General features: G+C 56.6%; 14 protein-coding genes. 12 read left to right on the top strand and 2 right to left on the bottom strand.

Features of this window, described 5'->3' with window-relative positions; all coding sequences use genetic code 11:
- Positions 1-426 precede the first annotated feature (426 nt).
- The 4 genes from dnaA to gyrB are packed head-to-tail and all read left to right on the top strand — an operon-like array spanning position 427 to position 6439.
- Positions 427-1821, top strand: a complete 1395-nt coding sequence (gene dnaA, locus SK50_RS01465) for a chromosomal replication initiator protein DnaA (RefSeq protein ID WP_003861124.1) — start codon at positions 427-429, stop codon at positions 1819-1821.
- A gap of 4 nt (positions 1822-1825) precedes the next feature.
- Positions 1826-2926: a DNA polymerase III subunit beta gene (gene dnaN, locus SK50_RS01460; RefSeq protein ID WP_015570134.1), complete on the top strand. Its 1101-nt coding sequence runs from the start codon at positions 1826-1828 to the stop codon at positions 2924-2926.
- Positions 2926-3999, top strand: a complete 1074-nt coding sequence (gene recF / locus SK50_RS01455) for a DNA replication/repair protein RecF (RefSeq protein WP_000060091.1) — start codon at positions 2926-2928, stop codon at positions 3997-3999. Before dnaN ends, recF begins: the two co-directional genes overlap by 1 nt.
- A gap of 28 nt (positions 4000-4027) precedes the next feature.
- Entirely contained in the window at positions 4028-6439 is a 2412-nt protein-coding gene (gene gyrB, locus SK50_RS01450) for a DNA topoisomerase (ATP-hydrolyzing) subunit B (protein WP_006808766.1), read from the top strand.
- A gap of 33 nt (positions 6440-6472) precedes the next feature.
- On the opposite strand, the gene SK50_RS01445 is transcribed toward gyrB, so the two are convergent.
- On the bottom strand, positions 6473-7408 hold the full coding sequence (locus tag SK50_RS01445; RefSeq protein WP_017694028.1) for a LysR family transcriptional regulator: 936 nt from the start codon (positions 7406-7408) through the stop codon (positions 6473-6475).
- Between the two features lie 113 nt (positions 7409-7521).
- On the opposite strand from SK50_RS01445, the gene SK50_RS01440 reads away from it, so the two are divergent.
- The 8 genes from SK50_RS01440 to SK50_RS01405 all read left to right on the top strand — a co-directional run bounded on the left by SK50_RS01440 (position 7522) and on the right by SK50_RS01405 (position 15746).
- Positions 7522-8547, top strand: a complete 1026-nt coding sequence (locus tag SK50_RS01440; protein ID WP_017694027.1) for a zinc-dependent alcohol dehydrogenase family protein — start codon at positions 7522-7524, stop codon at positions 8545-8547.
- Between the two features lie 113 nt (positions 8548-8660).
- Complete coding sequence (gene yidA / locus SK50_RS01435) at positions 8661-9473, top strand: sugar-phosphatase (protein ID WP_017694026.1); 813 nt, start codon at positions 8661-8663, stop codon at positions 9471-9473.
- Positions 9474-9699: 226 nt separating this feature from the next.
- Positions 9700-10389, top strand: a complete 690-nt coding sequence (gene dgoR / locus SK50_RS01430) for a D-galactonate utilization transcriptional regulator DgoR (protein ID WP_003861109.1) — start codon at positions 9700-9702, stop codon at positions 10387-10389.
- Complete coding sequence (locus SK50_RS01425; protein WP_045343933.1) at positions 10386-11264, top strand: 2-dehydro-3-deoxygalactonokinase; 879 nt, start codon at positions 10386-10388, stop codon at positions 11262-11264. The genes dgoR and SK50_RS01425 overlap by 4 nt, the downstream gene beginning before the upstream one ends.
- Entirely contained in the window at positions 11248-11865 is a 618-nt protein-coding gene (locus SK50_RS01420; RefSeq protein ID WP_045343932.1) for a 2-dehydro-3-deoxy-6-phosphogalactonate aldolase, read from the top strand. Before SK50_RS01425 ends, SK50_RS01420 begins: the two co-directional genes overlap by 17 nt.
- Positions 11862-13010 (top strand): galactonate dehydratase, encoded by a 1149-nt coding sequence (dgoD, locus tag SK50_RS01415; protein ID WP_003861103.1) that lies wholly within the window; start codon positions 11862-11864, stop codon positions 13008-13010. The genes SK50_RS01420 and dgoD overlap by 4 nt, the downstream gene beginning before the upstream one ends.
- A 117-nt stretch (positions 13011-13127) precedes the next feature.
- Entirely contained in the window at positions 13128-14465 is a 1338-nt protein-coding gene (locus tag SK50_RS01410; RefSeq protein ID WP_015570129.1) for an MFS transporter, read from the top strand.
- A 51-nt stretch (positions 14466-14516) separates the two neighbouring features.
- The gene (locus SK50_RS01405; protein WP_074172745.1) at positions 14517-15746 is read left to right on the top strand and encodes a DUF3748 domain-containing protein; all 1230 of its coding nucleotides are present in this window, start codon (positions 14517-14519) and stop codon (positions 15744-15746) included.
- Here the strand turns inward: SK50_RS01405 and SK50_RS01400 are convergent.
- On the bottom strand, positions 15743-16075 hold the full coding sequence (locus SK50_RS01400; protein ID WP_017383693.1) for a YceK/YidQ family lipoprotein: 333 nt from the start codon (positions 16073-16075) through the stop codon (positions 15743-15745). The genes SK50_RS01405 and SK50_RS01400 overlap by 4 nt on opposite strands.
- Positions 16076-16279: the final 204 nt, after the last annotated feature.

Below are 16279 nucleotides of genomic sequence, written 5' to 3'. Positions count from 1 at the left end.
GAAAATGAGCAACGGACGACGCAGGAAGATGAGCATCACGCGCCGGGTCGAGGATTATACGGGCTCGCCAACAAAGCGCAAGGATCGTCCCGGATCTTCGTTAGATCATTTAAGCCAAAAATTGTCTGTACTCATTAAATTTTCCAATATGCGGCCTAAATCGCGAGGCACTCGCGTCAGGATCGTTTACACTTACCCGATTCCGGATCTTCCTGTGGATAAATCGGGAAGAATCTGTGAGAAACAGAAGATCTCTGGCTCAGTTTAGGCTATGATCCGCGGTCCCGATCGGGATCCAGCGATCCAGGCCGGGTATAACCGCAGATAGCGGTTCGCACATCACCCTTTTGCACAGGGTCATGTCGATGTGCGCCAACAATCATGAATATTCAATAGTTTTCTTTTATTGTTCGAGTGGAGTCCGCCGTGTCACTTTCGCTTTGGCAGCAGTGTCTTGCCCGATTGCAGGATGAGTTACCAGCCACAGAATTCAGTATGTGGATCCGCCCGTTGCAGGCGGAACTGAGCGATAACACGCTGGCTTTGTATGCGCCAAACCGTTTCGTGCTCGATTGGGTAAGGGATAAATACCTTAATAACATCAATGGACTGCTGAACGATTTCTGCGGGTCAGATGCCCCACAGTTGCGTTTTGAAGTGGGCACAAAGCCGGTCACCCAAACCGTTCGTGAAGTTGTCAATGTGGCAGCCCCTGCACAGGCGGCGCCCGCGCCAGCGCCTCGCGTTGCACCGGCTCGTCAGGGCTGGGATAACGTTCCGGCCCCCGCTGAGCCTACCTACCGCTCTAACGTTAACGTGAAACACACGTTCGATAACTTCGTTGAAGGTAAGTCGAACCAGCTGGCGCGCGCGGCGGCTCGCCAGGTAGCCGATAACCCCGGTGGCGCTTACAACCCGCTGTTTCTGTATGGCGGCACGGGTCTCGGTAAAACGCACCTGCTGCATGCGGTGGGCAACGGCATTATGGCGCGTAAGCCCAATGCCAAAGTGGTGTATATGCACTCCGAACGCTTCGTTCAGGACATGGTAAAAGCCCTGCAAAACAATGCGATCGAAGAGTTTAAACGCTACTACCGTTCCGTTGATGCGCTGCTGATCGATGACATTCAGTTCTTTGCCAATAAAGAACGATCGCAGGAAGAGTTTTTCCATACCTTTAACGCCCTGCTGGAAGGCAATCAGCAGATCATTCTGACCTCGGATCGTTATCCAAAAGAGATCAACGGCGTTGAAGATCGTCTCAAATCCCGCTTCGGCTGGGGCCTGACCGTGGCGATCGAGCCGCCGGAGCTGGAAACCCGCGTCGCGATCCTGATGAAAAAAGCCGACGAGAACGACATTCGCCTGCCGGGTGAAGTGGCGTTCTTCATTGCCAAGCGCCTGCGTTCCAACGTGCGTGAGCTGGAAGGGGCGCTGAACCGCGTTATCGCCAACGCCAACTTCACCGGTCGGGCGATCACCATCGATTTTGTGCGTGAAGCGCTGCGCGATTTATTGGCTTTGCAGGAAAAACTGGTCACTATCGACAATATTCAGAAGACGGTGGCTGAGTACTACAAGATCAAAGTGGCAGATTTACTGTCTAAACGTCGTTCCCGCTCGGTGGCGCGTCCGCGTCAGATGGCGATGGCGCTGGCAAAAGAGCTAACCAACCACAGCCTGCCGGAAATCGGTGATGCGTTTGGTGGCCGTGACCATACGACCGTGCTGCACGCCTGTCGCAAGATCGAGCAGTTACGCGAAGAAAGCCACGACATAAAAGAAGATTTTTCCAATTTAATCAGAACATTATCATCGTGACGCTATGAAATTTACCGTTGAACGTGAACATTTATTAAAACCGCTGCAACAGGTGAGTGGCCCATTAGGCGGCCGCCCTACGCTGCCTATTCTTGGAAACCTGCTGCTTCAGGTCGCGGACGGTACGCTGTCGCTGACCGGCACAGATCTGGAAATGGAAATGATCGCGCGCGTTACGCTGACTCAGCCGCACGACGCGGGCGCGACCACGGTTCCGGCACGTAAATTCTTTGATATTTGCCGTGGGCTGCCGGAAGGCGCTGAAATCGCCGTGCAGCTGGAGGGCGACCGCATGCTGGTGCGCTCTGGCCGTAGCCGTTTCTCCCTCTCCACGCTGCCCGCTGCGGACTTCCCGAACCTGGATGACTGGCAGAGCGAAGTTGAATTTACCCTGCCGCAGGCGACGATGAAGCGTCTGATTGAAGCCACGCAGTTCTCCATGGCGCATCAGGACGTTCGTTACTACTTAAACGGCATGCTGTTCGAAACCGAAGGTGAAGAGCTGCGTACCGTGGCGACCGACGGTCACCGTCTGGCGGTTTGTTCCATGCCGATTGGCGATTCACTGCCAAACCATTCGGTGATCGTACCGCGTAAAGGCGTAATTGAACTGATGCGTATGCTCGACGGCGGTGAAACGCCGCTGCGCGTGCAGATCGGCAGCAACAATATTCGTGCCCACGTGGGCGATTTTGTCTTCACATCGAAGCTGGTAGACGGTCGTTTCCCGGATTATCGCCGCGTATTGCCGAAGAACCCGGATAAAACGCTGGAGGCGGGTTGCGACATCCTCAAGCAGGCGTTCGCGCGTGCCGCTATTCTCTCCAACGAGAAATTCCGCGGCGTACGTCTGTACGTGAGTGAAAACCAGATCAAAATCACCGCCAACAACCCGGAGCAGGAAGAGGCAGAAGAGATTCTGGACGTCACCTACGCCGGGGCTGAGATGGAAATCGGCTTCAACGTCAGCTATGTGCTGGATGTGCTGAATGCACTGAAATGCGAGAACGTTCGCATCCTGCTGACTGACTCCGTTTCGAGCGTACAGATTGAAGATGCCGCATCACAGTCGGCTGCTTATGTTGTCATGCCAATGAGACTGTAATGTCGCTCACCCGTCTGTTGATCCGCGACTTTCGCAATATTGAAAGCGCGGATCTCGCTTTATCCCCTGGCTTTAACTTCCTGGTTGGCGCGAACGGCAGCGGCAAAACCAGCGTGCTGGAAGCCATCTATACGCTCGGCCACGGCCGGGCGTTTCGCAGTTTGCAGATTGGTCGCGTGATTCGCCACGAGCAGGAATCTTTTGTTCTGCACGGGCGTTTGCAGGGCGCAGAGCGGGAAACCGCCATCGGCCTGACCAAAGACAAGCAGGGCGACAGCAAGGTGCGCATCGACGGCACCGATGGCCACAAAGTGGCGGAGCTGGCGCTGCTGATGCCGATGCAGCTGATTACGCCCGAGGGGTTTACTTTACTCAACGGCGGCCCCAAATACAGAAGAGCGTTCCTCGACTGGGGATGCTTTCACAATGAAGCCGGTTTCTTTAACGCCTGGAGCAACCTGAAGCGTCTGCTTAAACAGCGTAACGCCGCATTGCGCCAGGTCACGCGCTACGCTCAGCTGCGTCCGTGGGACATGGAACTCATCCCTCTTGCGGAACAAATCAGCCGCTGGCGTGCCGAATACAGCGCAGGTATCGCCGAAGACATGGCCGACACCTGCAAACAGTTTTTACCCGAGTTCTCTCTCACCTTCTCTTTTCAGCGTGGCTGGGAAAAAGAGACGGATTATGCCGAGGTGTTAGAGAGAAGCTTCGAGCGCGATCGCATGTTGACCTACACCGCGCACGGCCCGCACAAGGCGGATTTCCGCATTCGTGCCGACGGTGCGCCGGTGGAAGACACGCTGTCGCGCGGGCAGCTGAAGCTCCTGATGTGCGCGCTGCGCCTGGCGCAGGGGGAGTTCCTCACTCGAGAGAGCGGGCGACGCTGCCTGTACCTGATAGATGATTTTGCCTCGGAACTTGACGACGCGCGGCGCGGGCTGCTTGCCAGCCGCTTAAAAGCCACGCAGTCGCAGGTTTTCGTCAGCGCCATTAGCGCTGAACACGTTATAGACATGTCGGACGAAAATTCGAAGATGTTTACCGTGGAAAAGGGTAAAATAACGGATTAACCCAAGTTGAAATGAGCGAGAAACGTTGATGTCGAATTCTTATGACTCCTCCAGTATCAAAGTCCTGAAAGGGCTGGATGCGGTGCGTAAGCGCCCGGGTATGTATATCGGCGACACGGATGACGGCACCGGTCTGCACCACATGGTATTCGAGGTGGTAGATAACGCTATCGACGAAGCGCTCGCGGGTCACTGTAAAGACATCGTGGTCACGATCCATGCGGACAACTCCGTGTCCGTTACCGATGACGGTCGTGGTATCCCAACCGGTATTCACCCGGAAGAGGGCGTATCTGCTGCGGAAGTCATCATGACCGTTCTGCACGCAGGCGGTAAGTTCGATGATAACTCCTATAAAGTTTCCGGCGGTCTGCACGGCGTAGGCGTCTCCGTGGTTAACGCCCTGTCGCAGAAGCTGGAGCTGGTTATCCAGCGCGAAGGCAAAATTCACCGTCAGATCTATCAGCACGGCGTGCCTGACGCTCCGCTGGCCGTCACGGGTGATACCGATAAAACCGGTACCATGGTGCGTTTCTGGCCGAGCCTCGAAACCTTCACCAACGTCACCGAATTCGAGTACGACATTCTGGCGAAACGCCTGCGTGAACTGTCGTTCCTGAACTCCGGCGTGTCGATTCGTCTGCGCGACAAACGCGACAACAAAGAAGACCACTTCCATTACGAAGGTGGTATCAAGGCGTTCGTTGAGTATCTGAACAAGAACAAAACGCCAATTCACCCGAATATCTTCTACTTCTCTACTGAAAAAGACGGTATCGGCGTGGAAGTGGCCTTGCAGTGGAACGACGGTTTCCAGGAAAACATCTACTGCTTCACCAACAACATTCCACAACGCGATGGCGGTACGCACCTGGCGGGCTTCCGCGCGGCGATGACCCGAACCCTGAACGCCTACATGGACAAAGAAGGCTACAGCAAAAAAGCGAAAGTCAGCGCCACCGGTGACGATGCACGTGAAGGCCTGATTGCCGTGGTCTCCGTGAAGGTGCCGGATCCGAAGTTCTCCTCACAGACCAAAGACAAGCTGGTCTCTTCTGAGGTGAAATCGGCGGTTGAACAGCAGATGAACGAACTGCTGAGCGAATACCTGCTGGAAAACCCGTCCGACGCGAAAATCGTGGTGGGTAAAATTATCGATGCGGCGCGTGCCCGTGAAGCGGCGCGTAAAGCGCGTGAAATGACCCGTCGTAAAGGCGCGCTGGACCTGGCAGGCCTGCCGGGCAAACTGGCTGACTGTCAGGAACGCGACCCGGCGCTGTCTGAACTGTACCTTGTGGAAGGGGACTCCGCGGGCGGTTCTGCGAAGCAGGGCCGTAACCGCAAGAACCAGGCGATTCTGCCGCTGAAGGGTAAAATCCTTAACGTTGAGAAAGCGCGCTTCGACAAGATGCTCTCTTCTCAGGAAGTGGCGACGCTCATCACCGCGCTCGGCTGCGGCATTGGTCGCGACGAGTACAACCCGGACAAACTGCGCTATCACAGCATCATCATCATGACCGATGCGGACGTCGACGGCTCGCACATTCGTACGCTGCTGTTGACCTTCTTCTATCGTCAGATGCCGGAAATCGTTGAGCGCGGCCACGTCTACATTGCCCAGCCGCCGCTGTACAAAGTGAAGAAAGGCAAGCAGGAACAGTACATTAAAGATGACGACGCGATGGATCAGTACCAAATCGCGATCGCCCTTGATGGTGCGACCCTGCACGCAAATTCCAGCGCGCCAGCGCTGGCCGGTGAGCCGCTGGAGCGTCTGGTCTCCGAGTTCAACGCCACGCAGAAAATGATTGGCCGTATGGAGCGTCGCTATCCGAAAGCGCTGCTGAAAGAGCTGATTTACCAGCCGACCCTGACCGAAGCCGATCTGAGCAACGAGCAGACCGTCACCCGCTGGGTGAACACCCTGGTGAGCGAGCTGAACGAGAAAGAGCAGCATGGCAGCCAGTGGAAGTTCGACGTCCAGCAGAACGCTGAGCAGCAGTTCGAGCCGATCGTCCGCGTGCGTACCCACGGCGTCGATACCGACTACCCGCTGGAGCACGAATTTGTGACCGGTCCGGAATACCGCCGTATCTGCACCCTCGGCGAGAAGCTGCGCGGTCTGATCGAAGACGATGCGTTTATCGAACGTGGCGAACGTCGTCAGCCGGTAGCCAGCTTCGAACAGGCGCTGGAGTGGCTGGTAAAAGAGTCCCGTCGTGGTCTCTCTATTCAGCGTTATAAAGGCCTGGGCGAAATGAACCCGGATCAGCTGTGGGAAACCACCATGGATCCGGAAAGCCGTCGCATGTTGCGCGTCACCGTTAAAGACGCAATCGCAGCGGATCAGCTGTTCACGACCCTGATGGGCGATGCGGTTGAACCACGTCGCGCCTTCATCGAAGAGAACGCCCTGAAGGCGGCGAATATCGATATTTAATCGTCGCTTTACGACAGCATAACTGGCCGCGCTTCAGCGCGGCTTTTTTATGGACGCAGGAAACTCCAGCGACATCACTGCCGGTAAACGTTTGACCAGCATATCTATGGCAATTCTTACCCTTAGCGGCAGGTGTGGCGTCTGCTGCCAGACGGCATGAACGTCGAAGCGTACATCCGGGGCCTGCTTTAAGAGCGGGACAAGATCTCCCTGCTGAATTTCTTTAATGACCATCCAGCAGGGTAACCATGCAAGGCCGTGGCCGGCCAGCGCCGCGTCGCAGATCGCCTGCAAATCATCCATATTGAGCGATGAGCGGGGAATAAACGTGCGCGACGTGCCATCGTAATCCATCAGCTGCCAGGGTAGGACTCTGCCCGCACGCGTGTAGTTAATGGCCGTATGCTGGCGTAAATCATCAACGGTTTGCGGCTGGCCATTCTTAAGCAGATAATCCGGCGCGGCGCACAGCACCATCCGGTGCTCCCCCAGCCTTCTGGCGACCAGCACGCTGCTGTCAGCCAGAGCGCCATTGCGCACCGCCATATCAAACCCTTCTTCCACGAGATCCACGACGCGGTCGCTGAAGGACATTTCAAGCTCAAGCCCGGGATGCTCCTGCGCCAGCTCTATTAGCAGCGGGGCGATACACTGGCGACCAAACAGCACCGGCACGGCAACACGCAGCCGACCGCTGACCTGATGTTTTCCGGTTTCAAGCTGCGATTCAGCGCCACGGATCTCCTCCAGCGCGCGCAGGCAGCGTTCATAAAAAAGCGCGCCGTTATCGGTCAGCCTCTGACTGCGGGTGGTCCGATGAAACAGACGAACCCCCAGCCTCTCTTCAAGACGAGCAATACTTTTTCCTACCGCCGAGCGCGACAAATGCAGACGGACGGCGGCCTGGGCAAAACTTCCTGCCTCAACGGAGGCAACGAAAACGGGAATATCTTTCAGCGTATCGGTCATGGACGGATTGTGTCAATTTGGTCATCAATGAAGGGAAAACTTATCGCCACTGGCGACGCTGAGTCAACGGTAGACTGTCAGAACTGAAAATCATCTGATGACAGGAGAAAAAAATGACTGAAACAATGCAACGCTGGTCAATGGATGCCCTTGGTCGTGAAAGCCTCAGGCTCGTTCAGGAGCCTGTTCCACAGCCAGGCCCGGGGGAGGTTCGCGTAAGGGTTAATGCCGTTGCGCTCAACTACCGGGATAAAATGGTGATTGAAGGCACGATGCCGATTCCGCTTTCCTTCCCGTTTACCCCAGCATCTGACATGGCAGGCGTGGTGGACAGCATCGGCGAAGGCGTTACGCGTTTCAAGCCCGGCGCACGCGTCATCTCAACCTTCTTCCCGGAATGGATCGACGGCAAGCCGCAGGCAGACGCGCGCGATTTGCCCTATAAAACGTCCGGTGGATACTTCCAGGGCATGCTGGCCGAATATGTGATTGTGAGTGAAAACGCGCTGGTGGCGTCCCCGGAAAGCCTGGATGACGCTGAGGCCAGCACGCTTCCTTGCGCGGGGCTTACCGCATGGTTCGCGCTGGTGGAGCGCGGTCATTTACGCGCCGGGCAATCGGTGCTGGTACAAGGGACGGGCGGTGTGGCGCTATTCGCTTTGCAGATAGCAAAAGCGCACGGCGCAGAAGTTATTGTTACGTCGGGGAGTGATGAAAAACTGGCGCGGGCCAAAAAGCTGGGGGCCAGCCAGGGCATCAACCGACTGAAAGGCGACTGGGCTGAAAATACGCTGGCACTGACGCAGGATCGCGGCATCGACCATATTATCGAAACGGTGGGTGGGGAGAACCTGAGACATTCCCTGCGCGCCGTTGCCGTTCATGGGCGGATATCGGTCATTGGCGTGCTGGCCGGGACAGAAATTTCTCTGCCTGCAAGCGAGCTGTTGCTGAAATCTCCCGTCATTCAGGGGATTGGGGTTGGACACCGCCGGGCGCTGGAAGATTTTGTCCGTGCTGTTGATGTCACGGAGTTAAAACCGGTGATTGAGCATCGCTACCGCTTTGACGAGCTGGAACAGGCGCTTGAACATCTGGATCGCGGTGCGTTTGGCAAAATCGTTCTCACCCGCGAGTGAGTTCCCGTTCCCGGGATAAACGTAAAAGGGGCTTTTTGTTGCGCAAGGTAGCTCTATTTTTGTGTGCTTAATCGCGTTAGCATGAGGTAGCACTCATTTATCCCGGGGACCCCATGGCCATCAAACTCATTGCAATCGATATGGACGGCACGCTGCTGCTGCCGGACCACACTATCTCTCCTGCCGTTAAAAATGCGATCGCCGCCGCACGCGAAAAAGGCGTGAACGTGGTGCTCACCACCGGACGCCCGTATGCCGGGGTGCACAGTTACCTGAAAGAGCTGCACATGAACCAGCCTGGCGATTACTGCATCACCTATAACGGCGCGCTGGTGCAAAAGGCAGCCGATGGCAGCACGGTGGCGCAAACTGCACTGAGCTATGATGACTACCTTTTCCTGGAAAAACTCTCCCGCGACGTGGGCTCTCACTTCCACGCGCTCGATCGCAATACGCTTTACACCGCCAACCGCGATATCAGCTACTACACGGTGCACGAGTCCTACGTTGCAACCATTCCACTGGTGTTCTGCGAAGCGGAAAACATGGACCCGGCAACCCAGTTCCTGAAAGTAATGATGATCGACGAACCCGCGATCCTCGACAAAGCCATTTCACGCATTCCGGCTGAGGTAAAAGAGAAATACACCGTGCTGAAAAGTGCGCCGTACTTCCTCGAAATCCTTGATAAACGCGTCAATAAAGGCACGGGCGTCAAATCGCTTGCCGATGCGCTGGGCATCAAGCCTGAGGAGATCATGGCGCTGGGCGACCAGGAAAACGATATTGCGATGATCGAATATGCGGGCATGGGCGTGGCGATGGATAACGCCATCCCGTCGGTAAAAGAAGTGGCGAACTTCGTGACCAAATCTAACCTGGAAGACGGCGTTGCCTGGGCGATCGAGAAATTCGTTCTGTCGTAACAAGTGCTTTGAAAGATTAGCCCCGGTTATTAACCGGGGCTTTTTTTGGCCCTGAATTTATCAAATTGTTCTTTTTGTGATCTGGATTGTAGTACAACATTAACTGATTGTACTACATTGTCACCACGGCAAAGACGAAAGGCCTCACGTTTGTACTGCAAAAGTGAGGCGAAATTCAGCGGTCGCGGTAAAGTAGTGATGGACTTACAGAGCACAAGGACTCTCCATGACACTCAATAAAACCGATCGCATTGTCATCACGCTGGGCACTCAGATTGTGGGTGGCAAATACGTTCCCGGTTCGCCGCTGCCAGCAGAGGCGGAACTGTGCGAGGAGTTTGAAACCTCGCGCAACATCATTCGGGAAGTGTTCCGCTCGCTGATGGCGAAGCGGCTGATTGAAATGAAGCGCTATCGCGGCGCGTTTGTGGCGCCGCGTAACCAGTGGAACTACCTCGATACCGATGTTCTGCAATGGGTGCTGGAAAACGACTACGACCCACGGCTCATCGGCGCGATGAGCGAAGTCCGAAATCTGGTGGAACCGGCCATCGCCCGCTGGGCGGCAGAGCGCGCAACGTCAGGTGACCTGGCACAGATTGAGTCGGCTTTAAACGACATGATCGCCAATAACCAGAATCGGGAGGCGTTCAACGAAGCGGACATTCGTTACCACGAAGCGGTATTGCAGTCGGTGCATAACCCGGTTTTACAGCAGCTTAGCGTGGCGATCAGCTCGCTACAGCGAGCAGTATTTGAACGTACCTGGATGGGCGATGAGGCCAACATGCCGAAAACGCTTCAGGAACATAAAGCGCTGTTCGATGCGATACGGCATCAGGACGGCGATGCGGCAGAGCAGGCGGCGCTGACCATGATCGCCAGCTCGACACGAAGGCTGAAGGAAATCACATGACATCACGCTACATCGCAATTGACTGGGGATCGACCAATCTGCGCGCCTGGCTCTACCAGGGTGAGCAGTGCCTGGAAAGCAGGCAATCAGAAGCAGGTGTGACGCGCCTGAACGGTAAATCCCCCGCAGCGGTGTTAGCAGAAGTGACACAAAACTGGCGCGACGGTACTACGCCAGTGGTGATGGCCGGAATGGTCGGCAGTAACGTGGGGTGGAAGGTCGCGCCTTACCTGTCAGTTCCGGTGCATTTCACCGCCGTTGGCGAGCAGTTAACGTCCGTTTGCGACAATGTCTGGATTATTCCCGGTTTATGCGTCTCTCGCGACGATAACCATAATGTGATGCGCGGCGAAGAGACGCAGCTGCTCGGGGCGCGCACCCTTTCTCCTTCTTCTGTCTACGTCATGCCCGGGACGCACTGCAAATGGGTCCAGGCGGATGCTGAGCAAATTCATGATTTCCGCACCGTGATGACCGGCGAACTGCACCACTTGCTGCTTAAGCATTCGCTGGTGGGGGCCGGTTTGCCGGAGCAGACCCCTTCGCCGGAAGCGTTTGCCGCCGGGCTTGAGCGCGGGATCGCATCCCCTGCCGTTTTGCCGCAACTTTTTGAGGTTCGCGCCTCGCACGTGCTGGGAAATCTTCCGCGCGAACAGGTCAGCGAATTTCTGTCCGGCCTGCTGATTGGCGCAGAAGTCGCCACTCTGAGCGACGCGTTCGCCGGGCAGCAGGCCATCACGCTCGTCGCGGGTTCATCGCTGACGTCTCGTTACCGCCAGGCGTTCCACGCTATCGGACGGGATGTTGCTGCGGTGGAAGGCGACACGGCATTTCAGGCAGGCATAAGGAGCATCGCTCATGCAGTGGCAAACTGAACTTCCCCTGATCGCGATTTTGCGCGGTATCACGCCCGGTGAGGCCTTAGCGCACGTTGGCGCGGTGATCGACGCCGGGTTCGACGCGGTGGAAATCCCGCTCAACTCCCCGGAGTGGGAAAAAAGCATTCCGGCAATTGTGAAGGCGTTTGGTGATAAGGCGCTGATTGGCGCTGGCACCGTATTACAGCCGGAGCAGGTGGATGAACTGGCGAAGATGGGCTGCAAGCTTATCGTCACACCAAATATCAACCCCGAGGTGATCCGCCGGGCGGTGGATTACGGCATGACCGTCTGCCCGGGTTGCGCCACGGCCACAGAAGCCTTTGCCGCCCTCGATGCGGGCGCACAGTCTCTCAAAATTTTCCCGTCGTCGGCCTTTGGTCCGGATTACATCAAAGCGCTGAAAGCGGTCTTACCCGCCAGCGTGCCGGTCTTTGCCGTGGGCGGCGTCACGCCGGAAAACCTGGGCCAGTGGATGAGCGCGGGCTGTGTGGGCGCGGGGCTGGGCAGCGATCTCTATCATGCCGGTCAGCCCGTTGAGCGTACCGCACAGCAGGCGGCAGCATTTGTGAAAGCGTATCGAGAGGCAGTGCAATGAAAATAACCAAACTCACCACGTACCGTTTACCCCCGCGTTGGATGTTCCTGAAAATCGAAACCGACGAAGGCGTGGTTGGCTGGGGCGAGCCGGTGATTGAAGGCCGTGCGCGCACCGTTGAAGCCGCGGTGCACGAGCTGGGCGAATACCTGATTGGCCAGGATCCGGCACGCATCAACGACCTGTGGCAGGTGATGTACCGCGCGGGCTTCTACCGCGGGGGGCCGATTCTGATGAGCGCCATCGCCGGTATTGATCAGGCGCTGTGGGATATCAAAGGCAAAGTGCTCAATGCCCCGGTCTGGCAATTAATGGGCGGCCTGGTGCGCGACAAAATCAAAGCCTACAGCTGGGTGGGCGGTGACCGCCCTGCGGAAGTGATCGACGGTATCCGGCAACTGCGCAACATCGGTTTTGACACCTTCAAACTCAACGGCTGCGAAGAGATGGGCGTTATCGACAACTCGCGCGCGGTAGACCGGGCGGTGAATACCGTGGCGCAAATCCGTGAAGCCTTCGGCAACGAGATTGAGTTTGGTCTGGATTTCCACGGCCGCGTCAGCGCGCCAATGGCCAAAGTGCTGATTAAAGAGCTGGAGCCGTATCGCCCGCTGTTTATCGAAGAGCCGGTGCTGGCCGAGCAGGCGGAATACTATCCGAAACTGGCTGAACAGACGCACATTCCCATCGCGGCGGGGGAACGCATGTTCTCGCGCTTCGAGTTTAAACGCGTGCTGGAAGCGGGCGGCATTGCGATCCTGCAACCGGACCTCTCCCACGCGGGCGGCATCACCGAATGCTACAAAATTGCCGGAATGGCAGAAGCCTACGATGTGGCGCTGGCGCCGCACTGTCCGCTTGGGCCGATTGCGCTGGCGGCCTGCCTGCACGTCGACTTCGTCTCCCGCAATGCGGTGTTCCAGGAACAAAGCATGGGCATTCACTATAACAAGGGCGCGGAGCTGCTCGACTTTGTGAAAAACAAAGAAGACTTCAGCATGGAAGGTGGTTTCTTTAAACCGTTAACGAAGCCGGGCCTTGGCGTGGAGATCGACGAAGCTAAAGTCATTGAGCTGAGTAAAAGTGCGCCGGACTGGCGTAACCCACTGTGGCGTCATGAAGACGGTTCCGTAGCCGAGTGGTAAATCGCCGGATGGCGCTACGCTTATCCGGCCTACTCTCTCGTAGGCCCGGTAAGCGAAGCGCCACCGGGCAAAAAAAACGTACATAGAAAAAATATAACCCTCTGTAAATTACAGGGCATGGTGAGCGGCTTCGCTATGCCCAAAATCTGGAGACAGATTGCGATGGATATTCCAGTTACTGCTGCAAAAACCGGGCGTCGTCGTTACCTGACGCTGATCATGATCTTTATTACCGTGGTCATCTGTTATGTCGACCGCGCCAACCTTGCCGTGGCATCGGCTCATATTCAGGAAGAGTTTGGCATCACCAAAGCGGAAATGGGCTACGTCTTCTCGGCGTTTGCCTGGCTGTATACGCTCTGTCAGATCCCCGGTGGCTGGTTCCTTGACCGCGTGGGTTCACGTCTGACCTACTTTATTGCTATTTTTGGCTGGTCCGTGGCGACCCTGTTCCAGGGCTTCGCGACCGGGCTGATGTCGCTGATTGGCCTGCGCGCCATCACCGGGGTGTTTGAAGCGCCGGCGTTTCCGACCAACAACCGCATGGTGACCAGCTGGTTCCCTGAACACGAACGCGCTTCCGCTGTTGGTTTTTACACCTCCGGGCAGTTTGTTGGTCTGGCGTTTCTGACGCCGCTGTTAATCTGGATCCAGGAGCTGCTGAGCTGGCACTGGGTGTTTATCGTCACCGGCGGGATCGGCATTATCTGGTCGCTCATCTGGTTTAAGGTTTATCAGCCGCCGCGCCTGACCAAAAGCATCACCAAAGCCGAACTGGACTACATCCGCGACGGCGGTGGCCTGGTGGATGGCGATGCGCCCGTGAAAAAAGAGGCGCGCCAGCCGCTGACCAGAGCGGACTGGAAGCTGGTCTTCCACCGTAAGCTGGTGGGCGTGTATCTGGGACAGTTCGCGGTGACCTCCACGCTGTGGTTCTTCCTCACCTGGTTCCCGAACTATCTGACCCAGGAAAAAGGTATTACCGCGCTGAAGGCGGGCTTTATGACCACCGTACCCTTCCTTGCGGCGTTTTTCGGCGTCCTGCTCTCGGGCTGGCTGGCGGATAAGCTGGTGAAAAAAGGTTTCTCGCTGGGCGTTGCGCGTAAAACGCCGATTATCTGCGGACTGCTGATCTCTACCTGCATCATGGGAGCGAACTACACCAACGATCCGGTGTGGATCATGACCCTGATGGCGGTAGCGTTCTTCGGAAACGGTTTTGCCTCCATCACCTGGTCGCTGGTGTCGTCCCTGGCGCCGATGCGTCTGATCGGCCTGACTGGTGGCGTGTTTAACTTCGTTGGCGGCCTGGGCGGGATCACCGTACCGCTGGTCATCGGTTACCTGGCGCAGGACTACGGCTTTGGTCCGGCTCTGGTGTATATCTCTGCCGTGGCGCTGATCGGGGCGCTCTCCTACATCCTGCTGGTCGGCGACGTTAAACGAGTAGGCTAATCCCTTCGGATGTTTTACCCTGATGCGATAACCGCGCATCAGGGTATTTTCATGAAACAAATCACCTTCGCTTCCCGCAACCACCAGCTCACCAACATCAACACCTGGACGCCAGACAGCCAGTGGCTTGTCTATGATGTCCGCCCGTCCGGCGCGTCGTTTACCGGTGAAACCATTGAGCGGGTCAATGTTAGTACGGGCGAGGTTGAGGCGATCTACCGTGCGACTGACGGCGCGCATGTCGGCGTGGTAACCGTTCATCCGGCGCAGGAAAAATATGTTTTTATCCACGGCCCGAAAAACCCGGATGCAGACTGGCAGTATGATTTTCACCATCGTCAGGGGGTGATTGCGCACAATGGTCAGGTGAGCAATCTTGATGCGATGGATATCACCGCGCCTTACACCGCAGGCGCGCTGCGTGGCGGCAGCCACGTCCACGTTTTTAGCCCGAACGGGCAGTTCGTCAGCTTTACCTACAACGACCATGTGCTGCACGCGCGCGATCCGCAGCTGGATTTGCGTAACGTCGGGGTGGCGGCGCCTTTTGGCCCAGTAAACCCACAGGGGAACCATCCGCGGGAATATGCCGGCACCTTCTGGAGCGTACTGGTAAGCCGTACAACGCCGAACCCGAAACCGGGCAGCGATGAGGTAAACCGCGCCTATGAAGAGGGCTGGGTGGGCAACGACAGGCTGGCGTTTATCGGCGATACGGTGTCTGCGAAAGGCGAGAAAGTGCCCGAACTGTTTATTGTCGATCTCCCCAAAGACGAGCAGGGCTGGAAACGGGCGGGCGATGCGCCGTTGCAGGGAACGCCTGATACAATGCCCGCGCCGCCTGCGGGCGTAACGCAACGTCGCTTAACCTTCACCCATCAGAAGGCGTATCCGGGGCTGGTGAACGTACCGCGCCACTGGGTGCGCAGCAATCCGCAGGGGACGCAGATTGCGTTTTTAATGCGGGACGATAACGCCGTTGTGCAGCTGTGGCTTATCTCCCCTGAGGGCGGCGAGCCGCGTCAGCTAACCCACACTGAGCGTGATATTCAGTCGGCCTTTAACTGGCATCCTTCCGGCAACGGGCTGGGATTTGTGCTTGCAGGCCGTATTGCCTGCTGCGATGCGCAGACCGGAGAGGTGACGTTTTTGACGTCCGATCACGGCAATCCGCCGTCTGCTGACGCTGTGGTGTTTTCCCCGGACGGACGATTTATTGCATGGATGGAAGAGAAGGACGGTTTCCGCCAGCTGTGGCTAACGGAAACCGCACAGAATTAGCGTGGAGGCATCTCTGCGGGCGGGATGACGGAATTGGTCGCCAGCTTTTCCTGCTCGCTTTTCTCAACGCGCGAACGCACTGAGCTGTCGGTGCGGAACATATCCCACGGCAGCAGAAGCGTATCGGCAACCGCCGTAAACGGCATATCAAGAATCGCCAGAGATTTGGTACCCCAGTTTGTCTCATCATCAGAGATCATTGCGGCACTGGCGCGCGTCCCCGGATATGTTCCTTCTTTACCGCCGGTGTGCGACATCACGCTCGAACACCCGCAAAGTAAAACAACCCCGCTGAACGACGCCAGCTTAATCAGAACATTTCTCATCATCACTCAGTCATCTTTAGTAGCACGGCATTGACCTGCAACTCAGGGTTATAGCGAGGCGCGTCCAAAATGGATAGCTCAAAACTCCCGCACTGTGGTCGTCATCGCAATTTAACCCTTTGTGCTGTGCCCCTGAGTCTATGCGACAACCAGCAAAGTGCAAAAAAATCTCACATCAACAGTCTTGAAAAGGCCGTATCCAGACCC

Source organism: Enterobacter sp. BWH64 (assembly GCF_001037645.1).
Lineage (GTDB): Bacteria > Pseudomonadota > Gammaproteobacteria > Enterobacterales > Enterobacteriaceae > Enterobacter > Enterobacter hormaechei_C.
Note: the sequence above shows the minus strand (reverse complement) of the source record. Positions and strands in the feature narration are given on the sequence as shown.